Here is a 22,591-nt window from a genome sequence, read left to right as displayed (position 1 = left end):
AACGGACATTGCCCCCCTGAAGCCACCATTCCGCTCCTGATCATGGCGACTGGGACACCGGGCACCGAGCAGCGACTCAGCAGGGTATGCCCGTTATGCCCCGGAACCGGTTCCACGAGCGGTAACCCACCCCTCACAGCGGGTCACGGAGGTCACAGCTCGGTCCACTGCCCTTGTTGGAGATCCTGCACTGTGCTGGAATTCCACGGACCGCCGCAGGATCGAGCCGGCGCACAGGGGGCGCACACAGCGCCGAGTGGCGGCGAGATAGGGGGGAACCAGCGCCGGTCACTCAAGACCACCCGGGGGGCGTATTCAGGGCGCTCTCCACAACGCCGACACCGTGTCCCTCCGTTCAAGCGGGGGGGTGCCTGGTCCAGAGGTTGCGACGCTAGTGCAGGGACGTTTCAAGAGGGATGGCAGCGCTTCGGCGGAGCCGGAGCCGCACGGCGGGACTGGCCCCAAGGCCGTCAGCTCCTCGCCCCAGCACGCCCAGAAGCCGGGCCAGGCCCAGGCCGGAGACGGTGGTGAGCGCGGACGCCCGGGCGGGTCCGCCGGGTCGGCCCCCACGACCGCGACGCCCTCCGGCAACCCCACGCCGTCGGCGAAGCCCGCGCAGGGCCCGACCAGTACGGGTTCGCGGCTGGCGCTGCGCAACTGGCGCATCTCCACGCGCCTGGTGTCGCTGCTCGCCCTGCCCGTGGTCGCGGCGACCTCGCTGGGCGCGCTGCGCATCAACGAGAACATGAACGACATCCAGCAGCTCGACAACATGAAGCTGCTGACGGAGATGACCAAGCAGGCCACCGAGCTGGCGATGGCGCTCCAGGAGGAGCGCGACCAGTCCGCCGGCCCGCTGGCCCACGGCGGCCTGAAGAAGAACGACTACCAGATCAAGGCCTACCAGCAGAAGACGGACCGGGCCCGCGAGAACTTCCTCGACTCCTCCGAGGAGATCGACGCCGCGAGCAAGGACGGCAACCTGCAGGGCGTGCGCGACGCGCTCGTCGGCCTGGCCAACCAGCTGGACGACCTCGCCAGGATCCGCCAGAAGGCCTACGGGTCCAAGGAGAACGCCTCCCAGACGGTCGAGTCCTACCACCGGCTCATCAGCCAGCTGATCGGCCTCTCCCAGGACATGGCCGAGGCGTCCAGCAACCCGGAGATGATCTCCCGGACCCGCGCCCTGGCGGCCTTCTCCACCGCCAAGGAGTACGCGTCCGTGCAGCGCGCGATGATCGCCGCCGCGCTGCCCGCGACCACCGACACCAAGGGCGACCTCTCCGAGAACGACCGCCTCTACGGCCAGTCGGCGTACGAGAGCGAGAACTCCGAGCTGGCGATCTTCCGGAAGATCTACGCGGACCAGAACGCCGAGGAGCTGCTGAAGCCGATCGACGAGGGCAACCCGACGATCGAGTCCGCCGACACCTACGCCAAGCGCTCCTTCGAGTCCCCCGACGGCCTGCAGCAGCTGCCGGCGCGCTCCTACAAGGACTGGGTGGACGACAGCTCGACCAAGATCGAGCAGATGAAGAAGATCGAGCACACGCTGCTGGAGGAGATGGAGCAGAAGGCCCGTGAGCTGAAGAGCGCCACCCAGCGTGACGCCATCATCTCCGGTGCGCTGATCCTCCTCGTCCTCGGTGTGTCGCTGGTCGGCGCGTTCGTCGTGGCCCGGTCCATGATCCGCTCGCTGCGCCGACTGCAGGAGACCGCGACCAGGGTCGCCCAGGACCGCCTGCCCGAGCTGGTCAAGCAGCTCTCCGAGTCCGACCCGCAGGACGTCGACACCTCCGTGGAGTCGGTCGGTGTGCACTCCCGGGACGAGATCGGCCAGGTGGCCGCGGCCTTCGACGACGTGCACCGCGAGGCGGTCCGCCTCGCCGCCGAGCAGGCCCTGCTGCGGGGCAACGTCAACGCGATGTTCACCAACCTCTCGCGCCGCTCCCAGGGTCTGATCCAGCGCCAGCTGTCGCTGATCTCCGAGCTGGAGTCCCGCGAGGCCGACCCGGACCAGCTGTCCTCGCTGTTCAAGCTGGACCACCTCGCCACGCGTATGCGCCGTAACGGTGAGAACCTCCTCGTTCTCGCCGGTGAAGAGCCGGGCCGCCGCTGGACCCGTCCGGTCCCGCTGGTCGACGTGCTCCGTGCCGCCGCGTCCGAGGTGGAGCAGTACGAGCGCATCGAGCTGGCCGCCGTGCCGACCACCGAGGTGGCCGGCCGCGTGGTCAACGACCTCGTGCACCTGCTCGCCGAGCTGCTGGAGAACGCGACCTCCTTCTCCTCGCCGCAGACCAAGGTCAAGGTCACCGGTCACGCGCTGCCCGACGGCCGTGTCCTGATCGAGATCCACGACACCGGTATCGGCCTCTCCCCCGAGGACCTCGCGGCGATCAACGAGCGGCTCGCCTCGCCGCCCACCGTGGACGTCTCCGTCTCCCGACGCATGGGCCTCTTCGTGGTCGGCCGGCTGTCCCAGCGCCACGGCATCCGCATCCAGCTGCGCCCGTCCGACTCCGGTGGCACGACCGCGCTGGTCATGCTGCCCGTGGACGTCGCCCAGGGCGGCCGGAAGCCCGCTCCGGGCAAGCCCGGCGCACCCGGGTCCACCGGTGGTCCCGCCGCCGCGCAGGCCGCCGCCGGTGCGGCAGCGGCCCGGCGGCAGCACGGCAACCCCGGCGGCGCCCCGGCCGGCGGCGGTCTGCTCGGTTCCGGTCCCGGCCCGCGCGGCCAGGTCGGCTCCGCCCAGGGTTCCCGGGCCGCGCTGCCCGGCGCGGGCCAGGGCGGCCGTCCCGGTGCGCCGGGCGGAGCGCGCGGTCCGCAGGGCGGCCCCGGCGGCCCCCAGCAGAACCGTCCCGCGCCGGCCGGCTTCGGCGGTCAGACGCCGGGCGCCCCGCAGAACCTGCAGGCCGCCAACCCGGGCGGGCCGCAGCAGGACGCCTTCGGCGGCCGCGGCCGCAAGCGGTCCGGCGGTCCCGCGGACCAGGGCCGCCAGCCCCAGCTGCCGCCGCGCGGCGGCCCGCGGGCCGAGCTGCCCGGCGGTGCCCCGCAGTCGCGCACCCCGGACTGGAGCGAGGCCCCGCTGTCACGTGCCGCGATGGACACCCCGCGCGGCCACGACGAGCAGGACCCGACGCAGACCGCGCGCATGCCGCGGGTGGACGACCGGCAGGGTCCGGGCTCGACCTCGGAGATACCCCGGATCGACGCCCAGGGCCCGGCCGCGACGGGCGAGTTCCCGCGCGCCGAGCTGAACGGCGCGGGCGGCTCGCACACCGGCCAGTTCGCCCGCCCGGACAACGCCCAGCAGACGGGCCAGTTCGCGCGCCCCGACAACTTCCAGCAGACCGGGCAGTACGCCCGCCCCGACCAGGCCCAGCAGCCGGGCGCCTTCGACGGTCCCGGTACCCAGCAGGGCACCGACTCGTACGTCCGCTCCGACGTGTTCGGCACGCCGGCGCCGGGACAGCCGGAGAACGACCCGCAGAACACGGGCCAGTTCCCGGCCCCGCAGGCCCCGCAGGCGTACGACGGCGGCTCCACCGGGCAGCACGCCCTCCCGGGCCGCCAGAACCCTGGCCACACCGGCCAGTTCGAGCGCCCGCAGCCTGCCGGGCACGGCGACTTCGGCGCCCCGCGCCCGTCCGCGCCGCAGCAGCGTCCGGTCCGCCGGGAGCCGGAGGCACTGCCGCCGGCCAGCGGCCCGGGTGACGGCCGTACCCCGCTGTACGACACGCTGGAGACCAACTGGTTCCACGGCGGTCAGCAGCAGGAGAACACGCCCGCACCGCGGCAGGAGAACACGCCCGCACCGCGGCAGCAGCAGGCGCCCGCGCCTGCTCCGCAGCGGTCCGCGTCGAACACCGGCTCCTGGCGCACCTCGCCGAACGACGAACTCGTCCGGCAGGCCGAACGCGTCCGGCAGCCCGCGGCCGGCGGGGTCACCACCTCCGGCCTGCCGCGCCGTGTGCCCCGGGCGAACCTCGTGCCGGGCACCGCTCAGCAGCAACAGCACCAAACCGGTCCGCAGGTCTCGCGTGCGCCTGACGACGTACGCGGACGGCTGACCAATCTTCGTCGGGGCATCGCTCAGGGCCGTCAGGCCGGCAGCGGCCAGACCGGCAGCTTCCCGAGCCCCACTCACCAGCAGGAGCGTTAGTTGAGTCCGATGAGCCAGGCGGCACAGAACCTGAACTGGTTGATCACCAACTTTGTGGACAACACCCCAGGGGTGTCGCACACGGTGGTGGTCTCCGCCGACGGCCTTCTGCTGGCGATGTCCGAAGGTTTCCCGCGGGACCGCGCCGACCAGCTGGCGGCCGTCGCGTCCGGGCTGACCTCGTTGACGGCCGGGGCGTCCCGGATCTTCGAGGGTGGCACGGTGGCGCAGACGGTCGTCGAGATGGAGCGCGGGTTTCTCTTCCTGATGTCCATCTCGGACGGGTCGTCCCTCGCGGTCCTGGCCCATCCCGATGCGGACATCGGTCTCGTCGGCTACGAGATGGCACTGCTCGTCGACCGCGCGGGTGCGGTACTCACCCCGGACCTGCGCGCCGAACTCCAGGGCAGTCTGCTCCACTGACCGCCCCCGGCACCACCCACCTCACGAAAACACCGTCCGGCCGCCACAATCCCCCCACCGGCCCCGTCAGACGGCTTGACTGACCGACTTGCTGTCCCGCCCGGAGGATTCATGACCCCGCCCACCGCCCATCATGATCCGTACGCGGAGCCGTACGGGGACGAGGGCGACCAGCCGCTGGTGAGGCCCTACGCCATGACCGGCGGCCGGACCAGGCCCCGCTACCAGCTCGCCATCGAGGCGCTGATCAGCACCACGGCCGACCCGGCAGCGCTCATGGGGCTCCTTCCGGAGCACCAGCGCATCTGCCACCTGTGCCGCGAGGTCAAGTCGGTCGCGGAGGTCTCGGCGCTGCTGGCCATGCCGCTGGGTGTGGCCCGGATCCTGGTGGCCGACCTCGCCGAGGCCGGCCTGGTCGCCATCCACCAGCCGGGTGGCGACGAGAACAACGGCGGCGCTCCGGATGTGACGCTGCTCGAAAGGGTGCTCAGTGGACTTCGCAAGCTCTGACGCGGGTCGGGCCACCACCTCCGCGAAGATCGTGGTGGCGGGCGGCTTCGGCGTGGGCAAGACCACGTTCGTCGGCGCCGTATCGGAGATCAACCCGCTGCGCACAGAGGCCGTCATGACGTCCGCTTCGGCCGGCATCGACGACCTCACCCACACCGGGGACAAGACCACCACCACGGTGGCCATGGACTTCGGCCGCATCACGCTCGACCAGGACCTGATCCTGTACCTGTTCGGTACGCCGGGCCAGGACCGCTTCTGGTTCATGTGGGACGACCTGGTCCGCGGCGCGATCGGTGCCGTCGTCCTGGTCGACACCCGCCGTCTCGCCGACTGCTTCCCCGCGGTCGACTACTTCGAGAACAGCGGCCTGCCCTTCGTCGTGGCCCTCAACGGCTTCGACGGACAGCAGCCCTACGCCCCCGAGGAAGTGCGGGAGGCGCTGCAGATCGGTCCGGACACCCCGATCATCACGACGGACGCCCGGCACCGTGCGGATGCAAAGAGTGCGCTGATCACGCTGGTGGAGCACGCCCTGATGGCGCGGCTGAAGTAGCACTCAAGTACGACGGGTCGTACGGCAGTTAACGTACGGGCACGGGAGCCGACTGTGGCCTTTGACACGGTCGGCTCCGGTGTTCATAACAGTTCGGCAGAGGAATCCCCCGGTATCACCACGCGACGCGGTCGCGTGGTGCCGCTGTGCGCACGAAGGCCCCGCCTTTTGGCGGGGCTCGCTCTTTATGACCGTTTTATCTGGCGCTTACAACGGCTTCATCACGGGCTTTCCGCTGTTTGGAAGTGCGCTGGTCCACGTGCTGGAATGCCTGAACTGCCCAATGGTCGAAGACGTACTGAGTACGTACCTAGTACGCACTGGTGGTCGATGGCGAACCGGGCTCTGAGAGACTGCGGCACGACGTAGGTGCCGACCGCCGAGAGGTTGTTGGTCGAGTGAGGCGAAGCAAGAACGGTCCCGAGCCGTCGGCGCGGGGCAACTTCACCCCGCCGCCGCGCGCTGCGGCGCCCACCCCCGTTCCCGGAGCGGAACCGGCGGCCACTCCCGCGCCCAGCGGCGGCCGTTTTTCCCCGCGGAACTGGCGGGTGCCGACCCGGCTGAACGCGATTCTGCTCATACCCGTGGCAGTCGGCCTGGTCATGGGCGGCTTCCAGGTGAAGAGCTCGATCGACACCTGGCAGCAGGCCCGCGACGCCGAGAACACCGCCCGTCTGGTCCGCGCCGCCCTGACCTACGCCGACGCGCTGGAGAGCGAGCGTGACGTCACCGCGGCTCCGCTGCTGCTGAACAAGAAGGACGCGGTCAGCAAGCAGACCGTCGACGACGCCCGCAAGGCCACCGACCAGGCCGCCGGCGGCTTCAACGAGGCGGCCAAGAGCATGCCGGGCGAGGCCGGCCTGAAGCGCCGGCTGACGCTGTTCCGCGAGGTCGAGCCCAAGCTGGCCCAGCTGCGGCAGGCCGCGTACACCTCCAAGATGACCGGCGTGCAGACCGAAGAGGGCTACATCCAGATCAGCCACCCGCTGATGGAGTTCGCCAACGAACTCGGTCTGGGCACCGGAAACATCACCTCCTACGGTCGTACCGTCTACGCCATCTCGCTGACCAAGGCGGCACTGTCCCTGGAGCGGTCGATCGGCACGCACCTGCTGGTCAAGCCCGGCCCGGACGCCCCGAACCTGGCGACCCAGCGGGTCTCCCTGTCCTCGTACGCCTACCTGGAGCGCATCGCCCGCGAGGAGTACCTCGGCGGTGGCACCGAGGCCGACGCGCAGAAGCTGACCGACCTCGAGAACAAGGTCAAGTCTGACGCCGCGGCCATGGCGCAGAAGTCCAAGGGCGGCAACGCGTCGGCCGACCCGACGAAGATGGTGGGCGCGCTCGCCACCATGAAGGACACCAGCACGCTCACCCGTGACCAGCTGGCCGCCGGGGGCGTCACCGCCGAGAACTGGTGGGCGGTCAACACGCTGAAGTACAAGGCGTACCGCCAGATCGAGTCGGACATGGCCGACAAGGCGGTGAACGAGGCCTCGGACATCGCCGACGACGCCAAGACCTCGGCGTTCATCACCGGTGCCATCGTCGTGGTGGCCCTGCTGCTGGCCTTCATCCTGGCCGGTGCCGTGGCCCGCCAGATGAGCCGCTCGATGCGCCAGCTGCGCAACGCCGCCTTCGGCATCGCCGAGCAGCGGCTGCCGATGCTGGTCGACCAGCTCTCCCGCACCGACCCCGGCCGGGTCGACACCCGGGTCGCGCCGATCCCGATCACCACCAAGGACGAGATCGGCGAGGTCGCCCGCGCCTTCGACCAGGTCCACCGCGAGGCGGTCCGGCTCGCCTCCGAGCAGGCGCTGCTGCGGGGCAACATCAACGCGATCTTCACCAACCTGTCGCGCCGCAACCAGTCGCTGATCGAGGGCCAGCTGACCCTGATCACCGACCTGGAGAACAACGAGGCCGACCCGGACCAGCTGGAGAACCTCTTCAAGCTGGACCACCTGGCGACCCGTATGCGCCGCAACGGCGAGAACCTCCTGGTCCTCGCCGGCGAGGAGCCCGGCCGCCGCTGGGACCAGCCGGTCCCGCTGGTCGACGTGCTGCGCGCCGCCTCCTCGGAGGTGGAGCAGTACGAGCGCATCGAGCTGTCCGGTGTGCCGGAGGCCGAGATCCACGGCCGCGCCGTGACCGACCTCGTGCACCTGCTGGCCGAGCTGCTGGAGAACGCCACCACGTTCTCCTCCCCGCAGACCAAGGTCCGCGTCACCGCGACCCGGCTGCCCGACGGCCGCGTCATGATCGAGATCCACGACAAGGGCATCGGCCTGACCGCCGAGGACTTCGCGGACATCAACCACAAGCTGGCCAACCCGCCGACCGTGGACGCCGCGATCTCCCAGCGCATGGGCCTGTTCGTGGTCGGCCGGCTGTCCGACCGGCACGGCATCCGGGTCCAGCTGCGCCCCTCGGGCGAGCAGGCCGGTACGACCTCCCTGGTCATGCTGCCCGATGCGATCACGCACGGCGGTGGCGGCGAAACCTCGCTGGACCGCGAGGAGTTCACCGTCTCGCAGATCATCCCGGAGCAGCAGTTCCAGGGTGAGAGCTTCGCCCCGCAGCAGCAGCCGATGCGCACCGCCGCCGAGCTGGGCTTCGACGACAGCCGGTACACGGAGGTCCCCGACGACATCCGTGACCTGAACCCCGTCGGCCGCTCGCTGATGCGCGAGGAGCGCCGCGCCGCGCTGGAGGCCCAGACCCACGGCCAGCAGCCCGCCGAGCAGCAGCAGGCCTACGACGAGCAGCAGCGGCAGCCGTACGAGACGCCGGCGTACCAGGAGCAGCAGCAGACGTACGAGGAGCAGCCCCAGCAGGCGTACGAGGCGCCGGCGTACGAGGAGCAGCAGCAGTCGTACGAGCAGCAGTACGAGCAGTCGTACGACGAGCAGTACTACACGCCGGGCGGCGAGCACGCGCAGCACGACGGGTACTCCCCGAACGGCGGCTACCCGGAGCCCTCGTCGTCGTATGCGGAGCCTGCCCAGGCGCCGTCCTACCAGGACGACTGGCCCCAGCAGGACGGCTACCAGAACGGCTATCCGGCCCAGTACGCTCCGGAAACGGAATCCTCGCAGGCCGCTGACGCGAGTGAGCGGAACGGCGTAGGCTTCGACCGTCCGGGAACGGCCTCTTCCGCCGCACACGCGCTGACCGACGCCGGGCTGCCCCGCCGCGGGTCCACCGCGAGCGGTTCCCACGGCGCCGGCTCCCCGAACGGCACGGCGCGTGCGCAGCAGGAAGCGCCGGCTCCCGCACCGGGCAACGCGCCGGGGGCGAGCGGCGACAGCAGCTGGCGTTCGGCGAACGACGAGCGGTGGCAGCAGGCCGCGCAGCTCCGGAAGCCCAAGGCAGGCGGGGTCACCGCCTCCGGCCTGCCGCGGCGGGTACCCAAGGCCAATCTGGTCGAGGGCGCCGCCGAAACCACCCCCCAGGGAGGCCCACAGGTCTCCCGCGCCCCGGAGGACGTCCGGGGCAGGCTGAGCAACCTGCGCCGGGGCGTCCAGCGCGGACGCAGCGCAGGCAGTGAAACGAACGGCCAGGGCTTCGGTCCTGACAGCACCTACAACCAGGAGCGTTAGTGTGAGCCCGATGAGCCAGGCGGCACAGAACCTGAACTGGTTGATCACCAACTTCGTGGACAACACCCCGGGGGTGTCCCACACGGTGGTGGTCTCCGCCGACGGACTCCTTCTGGCGATGTCCGAAGGCTTTCCCCGCGACCGCGCCGACCAGCTCGCGGCCGTCGCCTCCGGTCTGACGTCTCTGACGGCAGGCGCCTCCCGGATCTTCGAGGGAGGCAGCGTGAATCAGACGGTTGTGGAGATGGAGCGGGGATTCCTCTTCATCATGTCCATCTCCGACGGTTCCTCGCTGGCGGTCCTGGCCCACCCGGAGGCGGACATCGGTCTCATCGGGTACGAGATGGCCCTTCTGGTGGACCGCGCGGGCACGGTCCTCACCCCGGATCTCCGCGCGGAGCTCCAGGGAAGCCTTCTCAACTAATTATCGGACGGTGCGTATTCGCGTCCCGGGGCCGTAAGGTTTCGGGACGCGGCTCCACACGGATGGGTGCCCGGCGCAGTCGGAGGAGGAGAAAGTGGCAACACCCCCAGGCGGTTCGTCTTCGGGCAACTGGTCGTACGGCCCTGCCCAGGGCCAGGGCCAGGGCGACGGTTCGGCGAACCGGTACAACTTCCCCTCCGCACCCAGCCACCGGCAGCCGTACGCCCCGCAGGGCCCCGGCCCGTCGCCGTACGACCAGCCCCCGGCCCCGCGGATCCAGCCGGTCCAGCCGCAGCGCCGCCCCGAGCCGGCCCCGGCCACGGCGTCCCACAACCCCTTGGTGCGGCCGTACGCCATGACCGGCGGCCGGACCCGCCCGCGCTACCAGCTCGCCATCGAGGCGCTGGTGCACACCACCGCCGCTCCGCACCAGATGCAGGGCCAGCTGCCCGAGCATCAGCGGATCTGCAACCTGTGCCGGGAGATCAAGTCGGTGGCCGAGATCTCGGCCCTGCTGACGATCCCCCTCGGCGTGGCCAGGATTCTCGTCGCCGACTTGGCGGAGGCGGGCCTGGTCGCCATCCATCAGCCCGGCGGCGACGAGAACGCCGGCGGCCAGCCAGACGTGACACTGCTCGAAAGGGTGCTCAGTGGACTTCGCAAGCTCTAGCGGCGGTCCTTCCCGCTCCACCACCTCCGCGAAGATCGTGGTGGCGGGCGGCTTCGGCGTGGGCAAGACCACGTTCGTCGGCGCCGTCTCGGAGATCAACCCGCTGCGCACAGAGGCCGTCATGACGTCCGCTTCGGCCGGCATCGACGACCTCACCCACACCGGAGACAAGACGACCACGACGGTCGCCATGGACTTCGGCCGCATCACCCTGGACCAGGACCTGATCCTGTACCTGTTCGGTACGCCGGGCCAGGACCGCTTCTGGTTCATGTGGGACGACCTGGTCCGCGGGGCGATCGGCGCGATCGTCCTGGTCGACACCCGCCGCCTCGCCGACTGCTTCCCCGCGGTCGACTACTTCGAGAACAGCGGCCTGCCCTTCGTCATCGCCCTCAACGGCTTCGACGGACAGCAGCCCTACGCCCCCGAGGAAGTGCGGGAGGCGCTGCAGATCGGTCCGGACACCCCGATCATCACGACGGACGCCCGGCACCGCGCGGACGCCAAGAGCGCGCTGATCACGCTCGTGGAACACGCCCTGATGGCGCGCCTGCGCTAGCCGGTTCCCGCGTGACGAGGGGCCCTTTTCCGTGGAGAGGGCCCCTTTGTCGTACCCCGGTGCCACACTGGACGACGCACTGGAGGGGGTGGCGATGGTTGCCGAGGCGGCTGCGTTACGGCTGGGGTCGACCGTGGCGAGGGCGGCGGCGCAGCTGTGGCTGGGGGGCAAGCGGCGGGAGCAGGAACGCCGCATGGACATGGCCGAGCTGATCCGGCTGCGGGTGCCGGGGCTCCGTTTCCAGCGGGGCGTGCAACGGCAGTTCGAGGAGATCGCGGACGCGGTGTACGACCGGCTGGCGCCGTTCCTGGAGCGGGAGTTCCCCGGCCTGGAGGAGAACAGCCGGCAGGCCGTGATCGACGGGGTGTGCGACACGTTCGCGGCGGCGGACCTGTCGGACGAGGCGGTGCTGGCGGCGGACGTGAATCCGGCGGAGATCGTCCGCCGGGTGACGGGAGCCGTGGCGCCGCCCGTGGGGCTCGGCGAGGCGGAGAGCCGGCTGTTCGAGGTGCTGTTCGCGGAGTGCGTCGAGTACTACGTGCGGATCGTGCAGGGGCTTCCGGTCTTCGAGGAACGCGCGCTGACCGAACTGCTGGGCCGTACGACGTCGCTGGGCGCGGAGATCGCGCGGGTGCTGGAGCGGCTGCCCGACCGGTCTCTGTTCGCCCCGGAGGGCACCGACCGGGACGGGGACTTCCGACGCCGCTACCTGGAGCTCGTCAGCACGACCCTGGACGAGGTGGAGCTGTTCCGGCGCACGTCCGACCGGGCGGGCGCGCAGGTACGGCTGTCGGTGGCGTACGTCAGCCTGCGCGCCACGGGTGACGACGGCAGCCGGCGCCGGCCGGCCCGCTCGCTGCCGAGGCCGAGGCCCGACATGAGTGACTGGGAGGAGCCCGGGAGCGAGAGCGCCGGCATGCGGGTGGAGGCGGCCCTGGGCGGAGCCACCCGGGTGCTGCTGCGCGGCGAGGCGGGCTCGGGCAAGACGACACTGCTGCGCTGGCTGGCGGTGACGGCGGCGCGCGGCGCGTTCACCGGGGAGCTGGCGGACTGGAACGGTCTGACACCGGTGTTCGTGAAGCTGCGCGAGTACAGCGGCCGGGACTTGCCGAGGCCCGAGGCGATGCTGGACTCGGTGGCCGGGCAGATCACCGGGGTCATGCCGAAGGCCTGGGTGGAACGCCGGCTCGCCGACGGCAACGCCCTGCTGCTGATCGACGGCGTGGACGAATTGCTGGACGGCGAACGGCGGGGCGTCCGGGAGTGGCTGCGCGGGCTGCTGGCCGCCTACGGCGATGTGCGGGTCGTCGTCACCTCGCGTCCCGCCGCCGCGCGTGCCGACTGGCTGCGCCGCGAGGGGTTCACGGCGCTCCACCTGGACCGCATGGCCCCGCCCGACCTGGCGTCCTTCGTACGGCAGTGGCACCAGGCGGTACGGGAGCTGGACGACGACCTGCCGTGCACGGTGGAGGAACTCCCGCGCTACGAGCAGTCGTTGCTGACGAGCCTGAAGGACCGCCCGCACCTCCAGTCCCTCGCGGGTACGCCGTTGCTGGCGGCCATGCTGTGCGCGATGCACCTCAACGGGGGCAGCCGGCTCCCCCGGGACCGGATGGAGCTGTACCGCAACGCCCTGCACACGCTGGTCCACGAACGGGACGCGGACCGGAACGTGCCGAGCGCGATGGACGGCCGGCTGAGCCTCAACGACAAGCTGGTGCTGCTCCGGGATCTGGCGTGGCGGCTGTCCGACAACAACCGCAGCGAGATCGGGCTGGAGCAAGCGGCCGTGCATGTCGGCAAGCGGCTCGCGGGCATGCGGCATCTGGACGAGCAGGACGGCGGCAAGGTCCTGGAGCAGCTCCGGGACCGCTCGGGGATCCTGCGCTCCCCCGCCGAGGGCCGGCTGGACTTCGTCCACCGCACTTTCCAGGAGTACCTGGCCGCCGAGGAGGCCACGGAGGAGGACCGCATCGGCAACCTGGTCGAGCGGGCCCACCTGGACCTGTGGCGCGAGACCATCATCATGGCGGCGGGCCACGCGAACCGCCCCCAGCGGGAGGAACTGCTGGGCACCATCCTGGACCGGGCCCGGGAGGAACCCCGGTACGGCAGGAAGCTGCGCCTTCTGGCCGCGGCCTGCCAGGAGACGGTGCCGGAGGTCTCCGACGGGCTGGCAGGGCGCTTGGAGGAGGCGGTGTCCGCGCTGCTGCCACCGCGGCGAAGGACGGACCCGCCGGCGCTGGCCGCGGTCGGTTCGCCTCTGCTGCGCAGGCTGCCGCGGTCACTGGCGGAGCTGTCGTCGACGTCGGCGGTGCAGACGGTGCGGACCGTGTCGCTGATCGGCGGCGAGGAGGCACTGCGGCTGCTGGAGGGCTACGCGGAAGACGGCCGTCGGGACGTGGTGGCCGCGCTCATCGACGCCTGGGCGTACTTCGACGCGGACGCTTACGCCGATCGGGTGATGGCCGGGCTTCCGCTGGACCGGCACGCGGTGGTGCTGACGCACACGGGGCAACTACGGGCGGCGGTCCGACTGAGGTCTCTGACCTCACTGAGAGTCATGTTCAGGCTTCCGGACCTGTCCTTCCTCGCAGAGCTCCCTCCGCTCCAGGAGCTGATCTGCAGGGTGCGTGGCACGGCCGACCTGTCCCTCCTGAAGGGGCATCCCGGTCTCCGGACACTCCAAGTACTCCGGGCTGCCTCGGTCCGGCATGCGGAAGCTCTGGCGGACCTGCCCGCCCTGAGTCTGCTGCACCTGCCGCTTGCCGCACCGGACGGCATCGACGGCCTCCCGCCCCTGCCGGGCGTGTACCAGCTGGCTTTCTCAGGCATCACGGCGGAGACCAGGCTGGGGTTCCTGGCCCCGTACACAGGCGTTGCGTACCTGTATCTCGTGGGGGTGCGAGGCGCCCATGTACCGGACCTCGCGCCCTTGTCCGCGCTGGCCGGCCTGTACGGGCTGACGCTCTACCACTTCGACGTCCAGGGCCTGCACCAGCGGCTCCTGGCGGGATGCCCCGAGCTCGTCGAACTCACCTTGACGGAGTGTCTCCTGCCCGAGGAACTTCACGGCCTGCGTCACCTGACGCATCTCAGGAGGCTGACGTTGGAGGAGTGCCCGAGCCCCGCCCCGCCCGACCTCCCCGGCGTCACCGTCACCGTCCGCTGAACGCACCGCAGCCCCGCCTCCCGAACGGAGTGGCGGGGCTGCGGTGGCGCGCAGAACCTCAGTGCCAGCTGTGCGGTGCCCGGAAGCCCGGCTCGCGCTCCAGGCGGCGCCAGCCTGCCTTCGCGCGGATCCGGTGAGTCGCCGAAGGCTCGGGGCGGGCGGCGGCGCGGGCCATGAGGATGGCCGTGATGGCGGCGACTTCCTCGGGCTCGGCATGGCCCTTCTCGACGCGGATGTCAGGAGTGCTCATGGGTGTCAGTCTCCGTGAGAGAGGTGTCCGCTGGGTTACTGCGGGGGGTTGCCGTGCTTGCGGGAAGGCAGGTCGGCGTGCTTGGTGTGCAGCATCGCCAGGGACTTCACGAGCACCTCGCGAGTCTCGGCGGGGTCGATGACGTCGTCGACCAGGCCCCGCTCGGCCGCGTAGTACGGGTGCATCAGCTCGGCCTTGTACTCCTTGACCATCTTCTGCCGCATGGCCTCGGGGTCCTCGGCGTCGGCGATCTGCCGGCGGAAGATGACGTTGGCCGCGCCCTCCGCGCCCATGACGGCGATCTCGTTCGTCGGCCAGGCGTAGGTGAGGTCGGCGCCGATCGACTGGGAGTCCATGACGATGTAAGCACCTCCGTACGCCTTGCGCAGGATGAGCGAAATCCTCGGCACGGTCGCGTTGCAGTAGGCGTACAGCAGTTTCGCGCCGTGGCGGATGATTCCGCCGTGTTCCTGGTCGACACCGGGGAGGAACCCGGGGACGTCCAGGAAGGTGACGATCGGGATATTGAAAGCGTCACACATCTGGACAAAGCGCGCAGCTTTTTCCGAGGCCTCGATGTCCAGCACACCCGCCAGCACCTGCGGCTGGTTGGCGATGATGCCGACCACCTGGCCGTCGAGACGGGCCAGGGCGCAGATGATGTTGCGGGCCCAGCGCTCGTGGACCTCCAGGTACTCGCCGTCGTCGACGATCTCCTCGATGACCTTGGCCATGTCGTACGGCCGGTTGCCGTCGGCCGGGACCAGGTCCAGCAGCACGTCGCTGCGGCGGTCGACCGGGTCCGCGGACTCGACCCGCGGGGGGTTCTCGCGGTTGTTCTGCGGGAGGAGCGAGAGGAGGTAGCGCACCTCGGCGATGCACGTCTCCTCGTCGTCGTACGCGAAGTGGCAGACGCCGGAGGTCTCCGCGTGGACGTCGGCGCCGCCCAGGCCGTTCTGGCTGATCTCCTCGCCCGTCACGGCCTTGACCACGTCGGGGCCGGTGATGAACATCTGGGAGGTTTCACGGACCATGAAGACGAAGTCCGTGAGGGCGGGGCTGTAGGCCGCGCCGCCCGCGCACGGGCCGAGCATCACCGAGATCTGCGGGATGACACCCGACGCCTTGGTGTTGCGCTGGAAGATGCCGCCGTAGCCGGCGAGGGCCGAGACGCCCTCCTGGATGCGGGCGCCCGCGCCGTCGTTCAGCGACACCAGCGGGGCCCCGGCCGCGATGGCCATGTCCATGATCTTGTGGATCTTGGTGGCGTGGGCCTCGCCCAGCGCGCCGCCGAAGATCCGGAAGTCGTGGGCGTAGACGAAGACCGTACGGCCCTCGACCGTGCCCCAGCCGGTGATGACACCGTCGGTGTACGGCTTCTTCGCCTCCAGGCCGAAGCCGGTCGCCCGGTGCCGGCGCAGCTGCTCGACCTCTTGGAAGGACCCGGGGTCGAGGAGCAGCTCGATCCGCTCCCGCGCCGTCAGCTTGCCCTTGGCGTGCTGCGCCTCGGTCGCCTTCTCGCTCGGGCCGGCCACGGCCTGGGCACGGATCTCGTGCAGTTCGGCGACCCGTCCGCGTGCGTCCGTCGGCTCACCGGTCGGCTCACCCGTCGTCTCTTCCAAAACGGTCATGTAGCGACCTTACGAAGGACACGAAGAAAAGCGAGCCGTCGACTCTGTACAGTCTCCGGCCCGTTTTCCTGGTACCAGTGAACAGAACCTTGGCGGCATGCAGCCGTTCCGACTGCTCAGGAGGCCGTCGCGTTGTAGGGGAGCGACAAAGTCGTCAGCTGAGAGCCACCTCACATTCATGGGTGGCACATGCCCTCCCCGGAGTGACAAGGAGCCTCAGACGGCGGTCAGCCGACCGGACCTGGACGCTGTCGTCGGCCCGGATCACCGCGCGCACCGGATGGTTCCAGACCAGCTCCAGCGGGGCCCCGCTGCGGGGCGGCTCGCCGACGTGGAGGGTGGCCGTACGGCCCCGCCGGACGACGAGCACGCTCGCGCCGGCCGAGGCGGTCAGGCCTCCCACCGTACCGGCCCGCCAGAAGTTCCACGCGGTCAGGCCCAGGCGGGGTACGGCGACGGCCTGGGCGGTGGTGTCGTTGGCGAGGACGGACAGCCAGTGCCGGTCGGCGGCCCGGGCGGCGGTCTGCCCGCGGGAGGCGCCGGGCAGCAGGACGTAGGCGTAGTCGGCGGCGGCCGGGTCGGTGCCGTGGTCGAGCCAGAGGGTCTGCCAGCGCCGGGTGCGCCGCTCGTCGGTGCTGGTGGTGTTGATGTCGGACCAGGCGCCGGTGCGGTCCTCACGCACCGTGTGCAGCTCACCCCCGCACGGAAGGATCCAGCCGCCGTGGCCCTCCAGATGCGCCCACCGTGCGGCGCGCACGAAGGTCTGGGTGCCGTTCTCGCCCAGGTTGCGGTTGTCCACGACGGTCTCGACGGGCACGCCGTCGGCGCAGCTGATCCCGGCACCGAGGCAGACCACGGCGTCGTCGAGGAAGAACCAGGACTTGCGGGCCTGAAGGGTGGAGCCGAGGCCCTTCAGGTGCTGGCCGACCGCCGCGTACGTGCCGTCGGTGGTCCCGCCGACCCAGCGCACGTCCGGCTTGGGCGCGCCCCACTCGCCGCCGGCCCGGTCGGGGAGCCGCTTGGCCGAAACGGTGGTGCCGGGAAGCCGGTACCAGTCGACGGTGGGCCAGTACCAGTCGGTGTACTGGTCGCCGCGGCCCCGCGGCCACCAGGAGAGCATGCCGGACCCGGTGTGCCAGCCGCGCGGGTTCTCGCCGTTGCCGCACTCGTAGTGGGCGATGCGGTCGCTGGCCATGGCGAGGGCGGCGGTGAACCGGGGGGTGCGGTGGACGGCGCGGTCCATGGCCGGGAAGAGGCGGTGGCCGAGGGGTTCGGGGGCGGCGGGCCCGGGCGAGGCGGCGACGGCGTGCAGCCGCGCGAGATCGGCCACCCCGAACTGACCCGACGTCAGGACCGGTACGGCGGTGTCCCGTTGGATCCAGCCCTTGATGCGGCCGTACCAGCGCTCGCGCTCGGCCTCGCTCGCGCCGGCCGCGAGGAGGGCGATGGCGGCGATCAGGGCCTGCCCGTGGTAGTGGTCGCTGCGCAGCACGCGCAGGTCGTCGGAGCGCAGGTAACCCCGGCTGATCGCGCGGCCGTTGACGCAGTCCATCACCAGCCCGTCGTGGATCAGGGGTGCGTAGGCGTGCTCGACGCTGTCCAGGACGTTCTGCCGGGCGGGGTCGGTGATCTCCCAGGCCGACCCGGCGAGCAGCGAGAACAGCCGCCCGAGGCCGTCGAGCAGGACCTGACCGTACGTGCCCGAGTAGGCGACCCAGGTGTGCTGGACGAAGGAGCCGTCGGCGTAGAGGCCGTCGCCGTCGGTGACGTACGGGAAGACGGGCGAGAGGGCGTCGCGGGCGAGGGAGATCTTCTCCGGGTTCCGGCCGAGGACGCCGCGCAGGGCGACCGAGCGGCACAGGTCGACGCGGTTGGCGCCGGTGGAGGTGCCGGAGTAGTCGGTGAGCATCGCGTCCGGGACGAAGTGGTCGACGGCCGCGCAGGCCACCGCGATCCGGTCCGGGCCGAGCTGCTCGTACAGGGCGGCCGTGATGTCCGTCAGCAGCCGGGGGCTGCCGATCTGCCACTCCCACCAGTTGCCGTAGCGGGTGGTGGCGGGGTTGTAGACGGTGGTGGAGAGATGGTCGAGCCCGCGGAGGACGTCGGCGAGGAGGCCGGGGTCGCCGGTGGCACCGGTGCCGGCCTGGACGTACGCCTGGGTCATGGTCCACAGCCGGCCGTAGCTGAAGGTGATGCCCGAGGGCGGGTCGAAGGGGTGCCCCGGCCAGAGCGAGGCGGGACCGGGGACCATGCTCTCCCGGTACTCCCTTGCCCGCCGGCCGAGTCGGGCGAGCCGGGAGGCGTACGGCTCGGCCGCCGGGTCGTACCCCGTGCCCAGGCAGATGCCGAGCCAGCGGCGGCGCAGGGTGTCGTACGGGTCGTCGGCCGCCCGGGCGCCCGGCGCCGCGGCGGCGGCGAGGGCGGCGGCCAGCAGCAGTGCGCGCCGGGTCATGCCCATGGGGCCGGTCACCGCCCTCTCTCCTCGGCTCCCGGCTCAGCAGCCGCCGCAGTTGTAGTAGAGGACGTCCCAGTGGTTGCCCTCGTCGGCGTAGATGTTGCCGGAGCCGGACCGGTACTGCGGGGCTCCGTCGCCGCGGAGGCCGATGTAGCCGAAGTTGTTCTTGATGTACGACGTCACGCACGTGTTCTTGCCGTAGTCGAGCTTGTAGCCGTTCCAGTGCGAGTAGGTGCCCGAGGCGTGGCCGGTCTCGGTGCCGCCGGTGATGTTGAGCGCGCAGCCGCTGGACCGCCTGAGGGTCTGGGCGCCCTGGGCGGTGGCGAGGTTGAGCTGCTCGAAGGACGTACAGGTGGGGTTGTTGCGGTCGGAGCAGTTGCCGGAGGACGACCAGGTGATGCCGACGTCACGGAACATCTGGGTGGCGGTGGCGTGGCTGATCTTGGTGACGGCGAAGGCGTCCGTCGCGGTGCCGAGGACGGCGGCGCCGGGGGCGACGACGAGGGCGAGCGCGGTGAGGAGCGCGCGGAGCTTCAGCGGCTTCATGGGGACCTTCCTGCGGTGGGCCGTGCGTGCTGGCGGTCGGCTGTGCAGGTGGTGCAGGCAGATGGTGCCCGAGCGCGCGGGGCGTGCGCCAGGGGGCACACATGATGACCGTGGGTGAGGACGGAAACACGTTCCGGATGATGTTGAAAACTGAACCGAATGGGGTTACCTTCGGAGTCGCAGGATTCGTTTAACATTCAACAAGCACTCGCAGGAGCACGCCATGGGCATCTTCAGCCGCAAGGACACCACCCCCGCCCCCGCCGCGCAGGCCACGGCCGGCCCCGACCTGACCGCGCTGACCGGCGACTACACGATCGACCCGGCCCACAGCTCGATCGGTTTCGTCGCCCGGCACGCCATGGTCACCAACGTCAAGGGCAGCTTCCAGGACTTCACCGGCACGCTGCACCTGGACGGCGCCGATCCCGCGAAGTCCACCGCCACGCTCGACGTCCAGGTGGCGAGCATCGAGACCGGCAACGCCGACCGCGACGGCCACCTGAAGTCCTCCGACTTCTTCAAGATCGACGAGTTCCCGACGATGACCTTCCGTTCCACCAAGGCGGAGGCCCTGGGCGGCGACGAGTACCGCATCACCGGCGACCTCTCCCTGCTCGGCGTGACCAAGCCGCTCACCATCGACCTGGAGTTCAACGGCTCCGCCCAGGACCCCTTCGGCAACGAGCGCGTCGGCTTCGAGGGCAAGGCCGAGATCCTGCGCTCCGAGTGGGGCCTGACCTGGAACGCGGCTCTGGAGACCGGCGGCGTCCTGGTCTCCGACAAGATCAAGCTGGTCTTCGACGTCTCGGCCATCAAGCAGGCGTGAGGTGAGGGAACGGGGAGCGGGTCGGTCTCCGGTCGGCGACGGGTGACCGGAAACCGGCCCGCTTCGCGCACGAGCGGTTCCCCGGCGCCGCCCGGTGGGAAACCGGCCCGCTTCGCGCACGAGCGGTTCCCCGGCGCCGCCCGGTGCCCAGGACGGGCGGGGAAGAGGATGCGACGCTGGAGTGAGGGGCCCGCGAGTGGAGGTCCGCGTGCGTCCCATCCGGTCCGGGGCCCTCTCCTCCGGCCTGGCGACCATGCCCCGGTGCGGCTCGCTGGATGCGACGCAGGAACGCGCGGTCGGTCTGTGAGCCCGCCGGCCGGGGCACCACTCACCGAGCGTCGCCAGGCGGCCCTCCTGCGCGGATCCGGCCCACGGGAGCAGGATCGCGCGACCGATCCGGAAGGCAGGTGCCTCCCATGCGCACCTCGACCCGTATCGCCGGTGCACTCACCGGTCTGACCCTCACCCTCGGCGGTGCGGTCCTCGCCGCTCCCGCGGCCCGGGCGGACATCCCCGCCTGCACGCAGATGGCCGAACTGGCCGGTGCCACCGATTCCGACGCCGTCACAGCGGCCTGCAGCCGTGGTGTGGTCGGAGACCTGCAGGGTTGTGTGACCGGGCTGACCGAGGTTGGAGTGGCGGGCGGCGCCGCGACCGGTGCCTGCCGGGCGGCGGCCCACGAACCGCGTTAGAGAACCTGCGCCGCCCCGCTCCCGCCGACGCGCACGCGTACCGATGCGGCCGGTCTCGGTCGGTGACGTCATGGCGGCGTCATGCCTCTCCGGGGCCGGGCAGTCACCGCCCGGGCGCGGCGCCCAGCCTCGTCGCGCGAGCCCCGTGCGGAGCGTCCATGCTGAGGAAGAGGGCGCCGCCGTCCTGGGAGTTGTCCTTCCCGGAAGCCGAACGAAGGCGCCCGAGAGGAGGAGGTCATGCGCGTGCGAAGAATCCTGGGCCTCGCCCTGGCCGCGGCGACCCTGGCCGGCGTGAGCGCCGTCGGCGCTGTCAGCGCCGGGGCCGCCTCGTCCCCGAACATCTCCAGGGACGACTGCACGGCCGCCGGCGGACAGATCATTTCACGCCCCTACGCCGGCGAGGCCTGCACGCTGCCCGACGGGACGACGCAGGCGATCACCTGACCGGCCGGCGCACGGCTGGGCAACCAGTCCGCCGGTGCACCCGGCGCGGTGGACATGGGCTGACGGCGCCCGGTGGAACGCACACCACACGAACTTGCCCGGGTTCCGCTCCCCCACGCCCCACTTGTCCGCCAGGGCCGCGACGAGCAGCAGGCCACGGCCGTGTTCCGCGCTCGTCCGACCTGCGGTCCCGCCCCACTCTCCCCCTCTCCCCCTCTCCCCCTCCGCCTGGAGCGACTTCCTTGACAACATTGCCCGCTGAGACGGAACGGGTGCCTAGACCGCTCAGAAGCTGCCGCCGAAGTCCCCTCCGCCGTCGCCGCCGCCGAAGTCGCCGCCTCCGTCTCCGAAGCCGCCGCCGAAGTCACCGGGGTCGAAGTCGGTGCCGGAGACGTCCCCGCCCTCGAAACCGCCGCCGCCGAAGTCGCCGTACCCGGTGCCGTAGTCGGCGGCGTACGAGGGCGTGGCCATCATGCTGCCCAGCAGGGTGCCGACGAGGAGGCCGGGGAGGAGGCCGCCCCCGAAGTAGCCGCCGGCCCAGGGGCCGTAGGCGGGGCCCGCGTCCCAGTAGGGGCGGCGGCCGTAGTCGGTGTCCACCTCGCGGATGACGGGGTCGCGGCCGTCGGCCAGGCGGGTGGCGTCGGCGGCGCAGACGGGGACCTGGCGCGCGGCGCCGCCGGGCGGGGTCCAGGTGGCGTCGGAGACCGAGGGGCCGTGGCGGGGGTCGAAGAAGCACGGTGGCCGGCGTTCCGGCAGCGGGCGGTGTTCGCGGCGGGCGGCCAGCTGGGCGAGGGAGAAGCGGCCGTCCTCCAGTGCCTCGGTGACCGTCCGGACGTCCTCCGGTCTGTGGGCCGCGCCCATCCGCTGTTTGGCGGTCTCGTAGGCGTCCAGGGCCCGCTCGTAGTCGGCGCGCATCGCGTCGTCGGCGCCCGGTTCCGAGGGGTGGAAGTCGAGGCGGTCGAGTTCCTCGCCGAACGCGGTGATGTCCTCGTCCACGACCACCCGCAGCCGCTCCAGGGCCGCCCGCTGTTCCTGCTCGCGGCGCCTGCGGGTGCGGTGGACCAGCGCGTAGCCGCCCGCTCCGGCGGCCACCAGGACGACGGCCGTCGTGATCAGCGCCGTGCTGGACATGCCGCCGTTGCCGGCCGAGCCGCCCCAGCTGCGCGGGGCGTGTCCGCCCATGCGGGCCAGGGCGCGGTCGGTGAAGTCGGCCAGCTGGGCCTTGGCGTCCTCGCCCTGGACGCTGCGGACCAGGTTCTGGCGGGCCGTGGCCGACATGACGGAGGAGTCGGCGCGGGCGTCGAAGCGGTCGCCGAGGCGGATGCCGTACAGGCCGGTGACGCCGGTCGCGGAGCGCAGGTCGGCGAAGAGGTTCGTGGTGGGGTACCCGGCCGGGAGAACGGCGATGAACAGGGGTTTGTCGGCGTCCTTGATCCGGGCGGCGAGCGTGTCGGCGTCCGCGGCGGACAGCTGGCCCCGGGCCGCCGGGTCGACGTAGACCGGGCTCTGGCGCAGGGCGCGGGCGACCGCGGAGACGCTGGTGTCCGCGCTCGCCCCGGGCGCGTACAGGGTGGCCAGCACCAGGGCCAGGACGGCCAGGAGCAGGGCGGGCAGGCTTCGGGTCCGCGGCACGGCCTTCATACCTCGAAAGTACCCGAAGCCT

General features: G+C 71.4%; 17 protein-coding genes and 1 pseudogene. 12 read left to right on the top strand and 6 right to left on the bottom strand.

The annotated features are described in order from the left end of the window. Positions 1-394: 394 nt before the first annotated feature. From ACIP4Y_RS29820 to ACIP4Y_RS29780, 9 genes are all read left to right on the top strand, one after another. The gene (locus ACIP4Y_RS29820) at positions 395-4,162 is read left to right on the top strand and encodes a nitrate- and nitrite sensing domain-containing protein (RefSeq protein ID WP_401398806.1); all 3,768 of its coding nucleotides are present in this window, start codon (positions 395-397) and stop codon (positions 4,160-4,162) included. Between the two features lie 9 nt (positions 4,163-4,171). Then, positions 4,172-4,585: a roadblock/LC7 domain-containing protein gene (locus ACIP4Y_RS29815; RefSeq protein ID WP_030346561.1), complete on the top strand. Its 414-nt coding sequence runs from the start codon at positions 4,172-4,174 to the stop codon at positions 4,583-4,585. 111 nt (positions 4,586-4,696) lie between these two features. After that, positions 4,697-5,095, top strand: a complete 399-nt coding sequence (locus ACIP4Y_RS29810; RefSeq protein WP_009190816.1) for a DUF742 domain-containing protein — start codon at positions 4,697-4,699, stop codon at positions 5,093-5,095. Then, a complete protein-coding gene (locus ACIP4Y_RS29805) occupies positions 5,076-5,651 on the top strand; it encodes an ATP/GTP-binding protein (protein WP_184970470.1) in 576 nt (191 codons plus the stop codon). The genes ACIP4Y_RS29810 and ACIP4Y_RS29805 overlap by 20 nt, the downstream gene beginning before the upstream one ends. 398 nt (positions 5,652-6,049) lie before the next feature. Then, the gene (locus ACIP4Y_RS29800; RefSeq protein WP_401398805.1) at positions 6,050-9,253 is read left to right on the top strand and encodes a nitrate- and nitrite sensing domain-containing protein; all 3,204 of its coding nucleotides are present in this window, start codon (positions 6,050-6,052) and stop codon (positions 9,251-9,253) included. Positions 9,254-9,263: 10 nt separating this feature from the next. Next, positions 9,264-9,677: a roadblock/LC7 domain-containing protein gene (locus ACIP4Y_RS29795; protein ID WP_004983065.1), complete on the top strand. Its 414-nt coding sequence runs from the start codon at positions 9,264-9,266 to the stop codon at positions 9,675-9,677. 94 nt (positions 9,678-9,771) lie between these two features. Beyond that, on the top strand, positions 9,772-10,347 hold the full coding sequence (locus tag ACIP4Y_RS29790) for a DUF742 domain-containing protein (RefSeq protein ID WP_358636252.1): 576 nt from the start codon (positions 9,772-9,774) through the stop codon (positions 10,345-10,347). After that, the gene (locus ACIP4Y_RS29785) at positions 10,328-10,909 is read left to right on the top strand and encodes an ATP/GTP-binding protein (RefSeq protein ID WP_358636250.1); all 582 of its coding nucleotides are present in this window, start codon (positions 10,328-10,330) and stop codon (positions 10,907-10,909) included. Before ACIP4Y_RS29790 ends, ACIP4Y_RS29785 begins: the two co-directional genes overlap by 20 nt. A gap of 94 nt (positions 10,910-11,003) precedes the next feature. Then, on the top strand, positions 11,004-14,081 hold the full coding sequence (locus ACIP4Y_RS29780; RefSeq protein ID WP_401398920.1) for an NACHT domain-containing protein: 3,078 nt from the start codon (positions 11,004-11,006) through the stop codon (positions 14,079-14,081). Between the two features lie 58 nt (positions 14,082-14,139). Here ACIP4Y_RS29780 and ACIP4Y_RS29775 read toward each other — a convergent pair whose 3' ends face one another. From ACIP4Y_RS29775 to ACIP4Y_RS29760, 4 genes are all read right to left on the bottom strand, one after another. Next, the gene (locus ACIP4Y_RS29775) at positions 14,140-14,331 is read right to left on the bottom strand and encodes an acyl-CoA carboxylase subunit epsilon (protein WP_030346572.1); all 192 of its coding nucleotides are present in this window, start codon (positions 14,329-14,331) and stop codon (positions 14,140-14,142) included. Between the two features lie 35 nt (positions 14,332-14,366). Further along, positions 14,367-15,962, bottom strand: coding sequence for an acyl-CoA carboxylase subunit beta (locus ACIP4Y_RS29770; protein WP_401398804.1), 1,596 nt, complete (start codon positions 15,960-15,962; stop codon positions 14,367-14,369). 154 nt (positions 15,963-16,116) lie between these two features. After that, positions 16,117-18,420 (bottom strand): polysaccharide lyase 8 family protein, encoded by a 2,304-nt coding sequence (locus ACIP4Y_RS29765; RefSeq protein WP_401398919.1) that lies wholly within the window; start codon positions 18,418-18,420, stop codon positions 16,117-16,119. 36 nt (positions 18,421-18,456) lie between these two features. Then, positions 18,457-18,963 carry a hypothetical protein gene (locus ACIP4Y_RS29760; RefSeq protein WP_401398803.1) on the bottom strand — a complete coding sequence of 169 codons (507 nt, stop codon included), beginning with the start codon at positions 18,961-18,963 and terminating at the stop codon, positions 18,457-18,459. Between the two features lie 223 nt (positions 18,964-19,186). On the opposite strand from ACIP4Y_RS29760, the gene ACIP4Y_RS29755 reads away from it, so the two are divergent. The 3 genes from ACIP4Y_RS29755 (at position 19,187) to ACIP4Y_RS29745 (ending at position 20,928) form a co-directional block, all read left to right on the top strand. After that, a complete protein-coding gene (locus tag ACIP4Y_RS29755; protein WP_401398802.1) occupies positions 19,187-19,792 on the top strand; it encodes a YceI family protein in 606 nt (201 codons plus the stop codon). A 416-nt stretch (positions 19,793-20,208) separates the two neighbouring features. Then, on the top strand, positions 20,209-20,484 hold the full coding sequence (locus ACIP4Y_RS29750) for a hypothetical protein (protein WP_401398801.1): 276 nt from the start codon (positions 20,209-20,211) through the stop codon (positions 20,482-20,484). Between the two features lie 237 nt (positions 20,485-20,721). Then, positions 20,722-20,928 (top strand): hypothetical protein, encoded by a 207-nt coding sequence (locus ACIP4Y_RS29745; protein ID WP_401398800.1) that lies wholly within the window; start codon positions 20,722-20,724, stop codon positions 20,926-20,928. Here the strand turns inward: ACIP4Y_RS29745 and ACIP4Y_RS29740 are convergent. Both ACIP4Y_RS29740 and ACIP4Y_RS29735 read right to left on the bottom strand, forming a co-directional pair. Then, a pseudogene (locus tag ACIP4Y_RS29740) lies at positions 20,866-21,099 on the bottom strand (hypothetical protein); the annotation flags it as partial. The gene ACIP4Y_RS29745 and the pseudogene ACIP4Y_RS29740 sit on opposite strands and share 63 nt — an antisense overlap. 114 nt (positions 21,100-21,213) lie before the next feature. Further along, positions 21,214-22,569: a hypothetical protein gene (locus ACIP4Y_RS29735; RefSeq protein ID WP_401398799.1), complete on the bottom strand. Its 1,356-nt coding sequence runs from the start codon at positions 22,567-22,569 to the stop codon at positions 21,214-21,216. Between the last annotated feature and the right edge of the window lie 22 nt (positions 22,570-22,591).

It is taken from the genome of Streptomyces sp. NPDC088810 (assembly GCF_044750305.1).
In the GTDB taxonomy this organism is placed as follows: Bacteria; Actinomycetota; Actinomycetes; order Streptomycetales; family Streptomycetaceae; genus Streptomyces.
This window is presented reverse-complemented; position numbering and strand designations above follow the sequence as displayed.

What these genes read in the sequence shown, in the direction of transcription:
- ACIP4Y_RS29795 (WP_004983065.1), top strand. Translation starts at nt 9,264, where the DNA reads ATGAGCCAGGCGGCACAGAACCTGAACTGGTTGATCACCAACTTCGTG.
- ACIP4Y_RS29815 (WP_030346561.1), top strand. Translation starts at nt 4,172, where the DNA reads ATGAGCCAGGCGGCACAGAACCTGAACTGGTTGATCACCAACTTTGTG.
- ACIP4Y_RS29760 (WP_401398803.1), bottom strand. Translation starts at nt 18,963, where the DNA reads ATGAAGCCGCTGAAGCTCCGCGCGCTCCTCACCGCGCTCGCCCTCGTC.
- ACIP4Y_RS29745 (WP_401398800.1), top strand. Translation starts at nt 20,722, where the DNA reads ATGCGCGTGCGAAGAATCCTGGGCCTCGCCCTGGCCGCGGCGACCCTG.
- ACIP4Y_RS29780 (WP_401398920.1), top strand. Translation starts at nt 11,004, where the DNA reads ATGGTTGCCGAGGCGGCTGCGTTACGGCTGGGGTCGACCGTGGCGAGG.
- ACIP4Y_RS29750 (WP_401398801.1), top strand. Translation starts at nt 20,209, where the DNA reads ATGCGCACCTCGACCCGTATCGCCGGTGCACTCACCGGTCTGACCCTC.
- ACIP4Y_RS29765 (WP_401398919.1), bottom strand. Translation starts at nt 18,420, where the DNA reads ATGGGCATGACCCGGCGCGCACTGCTGCTGGCCGCCGCCCTCGCCGCC.
- ACIP4Y_RS29775 (WP_030346572.1), bottom strand. Translation starts at nt 14,331, where the DNA reads ATGAGCACTCCTGACATCCGCGTCGAGAAGGGCCATGCCGAGCCCGAG.
- ACIP4Y_RS29735 (WP_401398799.1), bottom strand. Translation starts at nt 22,569, where the DNA reads ATGAAGGCCGTGCCGCGGACCCGAAGCCTGCCCGCCCTGCTCCTGGCC.
- ACIP4Y_RS29770 (WP_401398804.1), bottom strand. Translation starts at nt 15,962, where the DNA reads ATGACCGTTTTGGAAGAGACGACGGGTGAGCCGACCGGTGAGCCGACG.
- ACIP4Y_RS29755 (WP_401398802.1), top strand. Translation starts at nt 19,187, where the DNA reads ATGGGCATCTTCAGCCGCAAGGACACCACCCCCGCCCCCGCCGCGCAG.
- ACIP4Y_RS29810 (WP_009190816.1), top strand. Translation starts at nt 4,697, where the DNA reads ATGACCCCGCCCACCGCCCATCATGATCCGTACGCGGAGCCGTACGGG.